Here is a 7,761-nt window from a genome sequence, read left to right on the forward strand (position 1 = left end):
ACGTCCTTCGATCAGTAACCCTGCCTAATCGCGCACGTACCGCCATAGAAATCCTGTCTGCCGTTTTCCGGAAGGAATTTCTCTGGGATGGTGCCTGAGCAAACAAAGAGGAAGGGCACGAAGCTCTCTTTCGGCCAAAGTATTACAAGCATATCCCTGTAACATTCAAAGTAGTAGATTCGTAAAGACGCCCTCCAGGCCAAGAGACCGCGTTACCTCCAGGCAACGTGAGTTAACTCGACGCGCTAGAATGGCGAAAACGGTGGAATTCACGCATCGGAGATCGTTTTGTGGTTGTGGCGAGTCAACCAAAAGACGATTTATGAGCGTGCGTAGTGGTAGAGATCCGTTTGGGCGTAACTTGCGTACCTTCCGAACACTGGTTTACTCGTGCTCGCTCAACAGTACAGTACACGCTAATTGCGTAATCACTCGCCATACGAGGCGGTTCTCACGTCGAACACATCGGAATCTGTCAGTGGGGCTATCTCCCGCGCGCAGAACATCGTATCAGACAGAATGGAAATATGGCGGACATTAAAAAGCCCCAAATGAGGGGAGACCGTAGGGGGAACCGTAATGAGCGACGATACTGAGACAACCGAAGGCTACGTCATAGATGGGGGGTGTATCCGGAAGAACGCGCGCGACGAACTGCTCGAGAAAGCGCGAACGCACACGCGAGACTGTGCGTTGATGGGTCACTGTATTGAAAGCGGGTATGGGATCGTCACCGACGACGATCGGCTTGTACTGCTCGACTCAGAAGCCACACCGAAAGTTGTCGATACCGTCGAGAAAACGGACACGCAGGAAGGCATTCGCCTCCGCGTGAACCGCGAGAAACAGGACAATCAAATGGAGACAACGCGCGTCGAAGAGATCACGTAACCGTCGACGAGGACCGCCTTTGCCCCGACGAAAGGATCTGCCGAGGCGTCATTCCCGACGTCGCCGCTGAGACAGTTCGGTCCCGCATCGTCTCGTCTTTCAATCGTACGCTCCGCGGCAGAACGCGTGGACGAGTTCGACGCCTGATCCTCGATGAGTGATCGCCCTGCCTGGGAGAGCTTGCACGTATAGCTGCCGAGTGTGGGGGTAAGTGGCTGAACTCACGTGCGTTCTACAGAAGGCCATTGACGCGCATCAGCCTCGATTAGTCCGAGTAATCGTCGCCGTCGGTCGTCTAACCGATCGAGAGAACGGGCGAACTCGTCGTCAGTTACAGTTGGGATGTCCGCCTCGCGGAGCGAAGCGAGGTCCGGCGCCGGCGGGGTACGAGCCGCGGGCGTGATGAACGCCTCGTTGAGCGTCTCCAGGTAGTTTTCGACGCTCGAGCGCGAATTTTTGAGTATCGCTTCGCTCAGTCGGTGGTGTTCGGGAACTCCGAAGCGGAGCAGAGTCAACGCTTCGTCGAGGATTGTGATACTCAGCGTCGGCGCCTGTTTGCGTTGACCGCTAAAAAAGTAGTGGAGAATAGGATACGCTTTGTGATTCGCCGTGAGGGTGTTGAGCTGTGACGTGAACGTGTTTAGAGGGAGGTCGAGCCCTCGAAACTCCTCGCCGTTCCAGCTCGTTCGAACGACCGTCTCGCTTTGCGTACCGAGACCGCTCACGTTACTCGCAAACGAGCGTTTCTGGGTGACTGCGTCGAGGACTGAAAGGACATACGTGACGCTGAGCGTGACGAAAAGCATCCCGTTCGCCGTCGCAAGGACGGTGGCAATCTGCCAGACGCCGTCCCGCGGCGCGAAATCGCCGTTTCCGAGGGTGAAGATCGTGTACCCGCTGAAGTAGAACCGTTCGATCCACGAGATAGGTCCCGCGCCACGAGTATCGATGAGCGCGCTCTCCGCACTCGCAAAGATGAGCGTCCACCCGACCCAGAGAAGGGTAATCCACAGTGTGAGCCCACCGACAAGAATCAACGGGCCTGAGAGACTGAGTACGCGTGGGTGCTCTCCTCCGATTCTTCGAAGCGTTTGCCACGTCCGCGCCATCAGTCTGGACGTCAGCGGCCCAGCGCCCCCCTCCACCCAGAGCGTTGTCCAGAGGAGATCCACAACCCCACCGGTGAGAAGGGTGATACCGAGCGTGAGATACAGGAGGTCTATTCTACTCATGTCCCACGGACGAGATGTGACAACCAGCTCATTGAATTCTTTGGCTCGTGAGTGAACAACGGTAAATCTGGCTTGGGCTGCGAACCGGGTAGCAGCGCCAAAGCCGGGATACTCACAGATTTTCGGACGGAAGGACTCCATCAGATCGGCTCTTCACGTCTGTTTCGTAGTCCAAGGTAGAGGGTCATCATACTGATCGCCAGTGCGCCACCAAGAAGAAGCGTTAGACTGAGCGTGTGGAGCGGTTCGATACCGTACGCGTGGCTTATCGTTTTGCTTGCGACGGAGACGCTTCCCAGGAGCAGCATGGCGAAGTGGATCGCTCGCTGCTGCCCGTAAACGAATACCCCGTACGCGCTGGATACCGTGATCTGAAAAATGTCTGTTCCAATAGCGACGGCACCCGGGACCGCTAGCCCGTACACGAGTGACGGCACCATGAGAAACCCACCGCCGACGCCCAAGAATCCGAAGAGAGAGCCGACGAGCGTCGCAATTGAGAGGACTACCCAGATCGATACATCGATACCCCCGCTAAGGGTGGTCAGCGGAGGAACGCGAACCCGTTCGAGAACGGAGGCAAGAGACGGCTGATCGGCGCGAGGACCTTCGTCATCGATCGCAGGATGCCGCCCGTCACGAACGACGAAGAGACCGACAGCGGCGAGGAGCACGACATACAGGAGGCTCACCACGAGATCGGCGAGTCCCGCGGCCGCCAGTACCAGGAGGGCTCGCTTCCCAAGTTCGATGCCAGCTGTCATTCCGATGATGAGCAAGAGGCCGAGTCTGTAGTCGATATGGTCGAGATCGCGATGGGTGAGGGTAGCAACGAACGACGTCCAAAACACGAATGCAAGCCCGGTTCCGACGGCGGTTGGCGCTGAATGCCCGAGGACGAGGAGCGCGGGGGTAACGAAGAAGCTCCCGCCCATCCCAAAAAACCCGAAGAGGATGCCGACGGTCAAACCGAACACGACAAATAACGCTGTGAGGGTGGCGCTCAGTTCGAAGAGACCCATGCACCTAGCACACGGCTGCGACCGACACAATTGTTTCTATCACGCCACTGTGTAGTCGTATCGAACATCGGGTAGCTCGACGCGACCGTCTATGAGCTGTGACCTTAGTTGAGTCATGCTCGACGTAGCCACGACCGACGGGTGTCGGGCAGTAATCAGTGTCGGACCGAACCGCTGTCAGTACTCCTCACCCCGTATTTAATTGGCCGCTCGCTTCGGAACACGAAATCGTGCGAAGTAGCCGAACCGGTTCCCCGCTCGTTCGGTGAACTGAAATCCCCGTCGTTCGGCACGGTGCCGGAGCGCCTCGAACGCGACAAAGTGCGGGTCAGGAACGAGTTCCCCGACGACGAGCCGACCGCCGGGTCTTAGAACGCGGATCAATTCCCGCAGCGCCTGGTTTTGGTCGGGGACTTCACCAAGCACGGTAACCAGGTATGCGGCGTCGAAGCTGTCATCCAGGTACGGGAGATTCTCTGCATCTCCCCGCATCGGCTCGACCTTCAGCCGCTCTTGTTGCGCTCGAATGCGCGTGTGGTCGAGCATTTCCTGCTGAATGTCTACCACGTGAAGCGCACCGTCTGGTTCGAGCCACCGGGCGACTGGCAGGGCATAGTAACCCGTACCGGGCCCCACTTCGAGGATGCGGTCGTCCGATTGCGGACGTAGAATCCCCCGCAGCCGTGATCGGGTTATGATGGGCCGGGGGAGGCCGATCCAGTATCGCTGTGAATAGGGGCACGGTGATGGATGCGTCCGCCACCAGAGTGTATACCCTACTCCGGCAAGAACGGCAAGACCAAGCAGACATCCGACCAACCGACCTCGGGGTCGAGAAATCATCCAGTTTGTATCTACGTAGTGGTTTAGGATTAACCCTCCGTCCGGGGTACACCGGCCTACAATCTGTGTACCATGGAGTTTAGGAAGCCTAAGGAAATTTCATTTGGGTCACCGAGCTATCGCACGGTATTCCTCAAAGTTCGCGAAACGACGCTACACGCAGATGCATCAGATGATGCGTCAACAAACACAGGATTACGCGAAGATGCGTGCGTTGATGCAACAAATGCAGTCACAGCGGCAACACCAGCGGACACAGCAGACGCTTACGGCGATGCTCCACACCGACGCAAACGATAACCGGCGTCTCGACTACCCCGGAGTTGACAGGCCATATCAGCGGGACGGCCAGCCGGTTACAGCAAACGCGCGAATCACGCTGTAACTGCTTTGCTCCTCTTCGTTCTGTAGGCGTAGTACACTGCGATGTTGAGCCGAACTGAGCACCTTGGCGTTTTTCGTTTTTGACGTAGACGGGGATACCGGATACCTGTTTTAGCTACCAAGAACAGCGCAGGTCTGAGTCCAGAACCCAAACGTGAGTACCCGAAATCGTCGCGGTTTCTTAGCCGGAATACCGTTAATCGAAAGCGCCCTGTTACTATGTATGGATCGAAAAGAGTACGCCATCTTGACGGTCATTGCCCTGGCGACTGTCGGTATCGGGGTGATCACCGCGTCGAAACCGCTGGGCGCGTTCTTTGTCGAGAGTACTCGGCAGTTCGTGACGACAACCGTTTCGATGGCGTGGATCACGTGGTGGGCGCTGGTCGCGGGGTTCGCCATCGCGGGCGGGGTCGAAGCGTGGACATCGAACGAGGAGATCTCGGATCTTCTCGAGGGGCACGGTCCGCGCGAGATCGGGTACGCGTCGCTGTTCGGGTCCGTCTCCTCGTCGTGTTCCTACAGCGCCATCGCCACGGCGAAGAACCTCTTCAAGAAGGGCGGATCGGCGGCGGCGACCCTCGGCGCGTTCATGTTCGCCTCGACGAACCTCGTCATCGAGATCGGCGCGGTGATCTGGATCCTCCTCGGGTGGCAGTTCCTGCTCGCGGACATCATCGGCGGATTCATGCTCATCGGCCTCATGGCGCTCGGGTTCGTCTATCTCGTTCCAGACGAGGTCGTCCAGCAGGCGCGGCAGAACGTTCGTGATGAGGGCGAACCGACGGCGCAGGATCCCGTCTGCGGGATGGAGGTCAACCCGGAGGAGGCGGACTACTCCACCGAATACGACGGGAAGACCTACTACTTCTGTTCGGAATCGTGTAAGGAGAGCTTTGATCCCGAAGAAGCCAACACGACCATCCGCGAGCAGGCGACATCGCTCTCGGGGTGGAAGGCGCTGGCCGACAAGCAGTGGAAGGAGTGGGGCATGCTCTGGGACGAGATCGCGATCGGGTTTATATTCGCAGGCCTCATCGCCGGATTTATCCCGGAGCACGTCTGGACATCGGTGTTCTCCGGGCCAGTGCTCGGACTCCCGGTGTACATCTTCTGGACGGCGGCTGTCGGCGCAGTCATCGGCGTCGTGACGTTCGTCTGTTCGGTGGGGAACGTCCCGTTCGGAGCGGTTCTCTGGACGAACGGTTTGCCCTTCGGGAGCGTTCTGAGTTACATCTACGCGGACCTCATCGTCCCGCCTATCATGGACGCCTATCGCGAGTACTACGGGACGAAGTTTGCTGCCATCCTCTCAGGAATGATCTTCGTCTCAGCTGTCCTTACCGGCTTCGTCGTCCACTTCCTGTTCCTGGGTGCGGGCCTCATCCCCGATCCGTCGACCGCGACAGTGACAGAGGTAAAAATCGAGCTGAACTACAAAATGGTCCTGAACGTGCTGGCGACCGGGTTCTTCCTGGTCCTCTACTGGCTCCACCGCTCCGAGTCATCAGAGGGCAGCCACGGCGAGCACGCTCAGACGGCCGACTGACGCGTCTCGGATCCCTGCTCTACCCCTTCGATCGGTGAGTCATGAGGCTGAGAGGAAAGGGTATCGGAGGGGTTCGCCGATGGATACTTCGCGTTCCCTCTTCACGAAGTGTCTCCTCGTGCTCTCGCGAGGTGTGTCGACAGCTGCTCTCTTCGAGGAAGTGGTCGATCGCCTACCACGCATAGCTGTCGGAATTGTGGTTTCTATGGTGCTCTGAACCGTCAAGAGTGGACCCTCATAGATCTCGACCCTACGCCAGTTTTGTCTGGAGAGGTTTAGGCTGGTAGCTGACCGGGTGAATGTGCTCCCCGTCGGGCAGACGAAAACGTGCGGCAGTGAGAAGGAGCGCTGAGCATCTCCCTTTGGGCTCTCGATCTGTTGTCGCATAAGATCCGTTACGCACCCCAGCACGTGATCGTAATCAGAGCGACTAGGAGAAGCCACGGTCCGTGGCTTCTTCTCTCATACTTGAAGACCCAACCTATAGAGCGCAGCACCCCCAGTGGAGGAGACGGTAGTCTACAGATATAGTTGTACTACGCCGCCTGGGCGTCCGGGTCATCACGGGGACTGTCACGAACGCTGAAAACCCGGCATAAGGTAAATGTATCGCCATAACTCAAACGGTGATTATCGCCCATACTTACCCTACTACGCTTAGTTAGGGTTCAAATCTCGATATATTGTCAATTTGCATCGGGCTCAGAAAACGGAAAATCGTTGTCAGCGCCGCTAACGTCCTAACGAGGCCGTCTAAAACGGTATCAGCAAGGATCGGTAGGTATGTCCGTCGAGTATCGCTTGCCGTGGGCTGAGATCATACGGAGCTTGAACACTTTTGTTGGCCAAGCAGCGTGACGAGCCTCGCTCAGGCCTCGTCGACTCCCCCGGTCGCTCACGAGGTATCTCGCTCGTCGCGGGCCTACCGAAGAGAGATGACTGCCTTCGCGATCGCCGACTACGGTGCCCACGATGGGATCCGTATCGGGTCTCCAGGCGGTTCGGTACCGCCGGCGTCGATCGATCGAGTGCCGTACCCATCGACCGGGTAGCTAGACGAATCGAGCCGGGGAGAACGCCGACGCGTCCGTATCCACGTTTTTCCCCAGTAGCATGTCGGCGACGATCTTTCCCGTGTACGGACCGAGCTGGAGTCCGGTCGGGCCGTGACCGGTTGCCAGATACGCCCCGTCGACCGACGGAACGGGGCCGATCACGGGTAAGCCGTCGGCGCTGAGCGGGCGGAGGCCGACATCGATCCCGTCGATAGCCGCTTCGGCGAGACCGGGCGCGACGCGTAACGCCTCCTGCAGCACTTCACGCACGCCGGCGGCGGTCGTGCGTGGAGCGAAGCCCGAACCGGTCTCGCGGGTGGCCCCGACCGCGACGCGGTTGTCGGGCCACGGCACGAAATAGTACCCTCCGTACGTGGTCAGAATCGGCCAGATCGACGTGTTCGTGTCGTGCAGATCGAGGTGGATCAGCTGTCCGCGCTGCGGTTCGACCGGGACGCGCGCGTTCAGTTGCTCCCCGAACGCGCTGGACCACGCTCCTCCGGCGATCACGACGGCTGACGTTTCGTACGACCCGCTTTCGGTAACGATACCGGTGACGGCGCCCCGCGTTTCGGTTATTCGTTCGACGCTGTCGTGTACCGTTTCCAGTCCGTGGGTCGCCCCCGCCCGAAGGAGGGCGTTTTGCACCGCCGTCCCGTCGACGCGACCGGCGTTTTCGTAGTAGATGGCGCTTGGAACGTCGCCTAGAGCCGGGAACCGATCCCGCGCCTCCTCGGGCGACACGTCGTACAGCCGATCGGCCGGTGGGTGATCCGATTTCGCCC

7 protein-coding genes are annotated in these 7,761 nt (G+C 58.8%); 3 read left to right on the forward strand and 4 right to left on the reverse strand.

Annotated features, from left to right (window positions below; all coding sequences use genetic code 11):
• Positions 1-579: 579 nt before the first annotated feature.
• On the forward strand, positions 580-891 hold the full coding sequence (locus CNO20_RS22290; RefSeq protein WP_101298406.1) for a hypothetical protein: 312 nt from the start codon (positions 580-582) through the stop codon (positions 889-891).
• A gap of 221 nt (positions 892-1,112) precedes the next feature.
• On the opposite strand, the gene CNO20_RS22295 is transcribed toward CNO20_RS22290, so the two are convergent.
• The 3 genes from CNO20_RS22295 to CNO20_RS22305 form a co-directional block, all read right to left on the reverse strand.
• Positions 1,113-2,114, reverse strand: coding sequence for a potassium channel family protein (locus CNO20_RS22295; protein ID WP_101298415.1), 1,002 nt, complete (start codon positions 2,112-2,114; stop codon positions 1,113-1,115).
• A 149-nt stretch (positions 2,115-2,263) separates the two neighbouring features.
• A complete protein-coding gene (locus CNO20_RS22300) occupies positions 2,264-3,145 on the reverse strand; it encodes a sulfite exporter TauE/SafE family protein (protein ID WP_101298407.1) in 882 nt (293 codons plus the stop codon).
• Between the two features lie 198 nt (positions 3,146-3,343).
• Complete coding sequence (locus CNO20_RS22305) at positions 3,344-3,988, reverse strand: class I SAM-dependent methyltransferase (RefSeq protein ID WP_101298408.1); 645 nt, start codon at positions 3,986-3,988, stop codon at positions 3,344-3,346.
• 226 nt (positions 3,989-4,214) lie between these two features.
• On the opposite strand from CNO20_RS22305, the gene CNO20_RS24570 reads away from it, so the two are divergent.
• Both CNO20_RS24570 and CNO20_RS22315 read left to right on the forward strand, forming a co-directional pair.
• Positions 4,215-4,373 (forward strand): DUF7282 domain-containing protein, encoded by a 159-nt coding sequence (locus CNO20_RS24570; RefSeq protein WP_449405054.1) that lies wholly within the window; start codon positions 4,215-4,217, stop codon positions 4,371-4,373.
• A gap of 222 nt (positions 4,374-4,595) precedes the next feature.
• On the forward strand, positions 4,596-5,921 hold the full coding sequence (locus CNO20_RS22315; RefSeq protein WP_101298410.1) for a permease: 1,326 nt from the start codon (positions 4,596-4,598) through the stop codon (positions 5,919-5,921).
• Positions 5,922-6,973: 1,052 nt separating this feature from the next.
• Here CNO20_RS22315 and CNO20_RS22320 read toward each other — a convergent pair.
• A partial coding sequence (locus tag CNO20_RS22320; protein ID WP_101298411.1) for an NAD(P)/FAD-dependent oxidoreductase occupies positions 6,974-7,761 on the reverse strand: 788 nt, incomplete at its 5' end.

This window comes from Halegenticoccus soli (assembly GCF_002844195.1).
GTDB classification, from domain to species: Archaea; Halobacteriota; Halobacteria; order Halobacteriales; family Haloferacaceae; genus Halegenticoccus; species Halegenticoccus soli.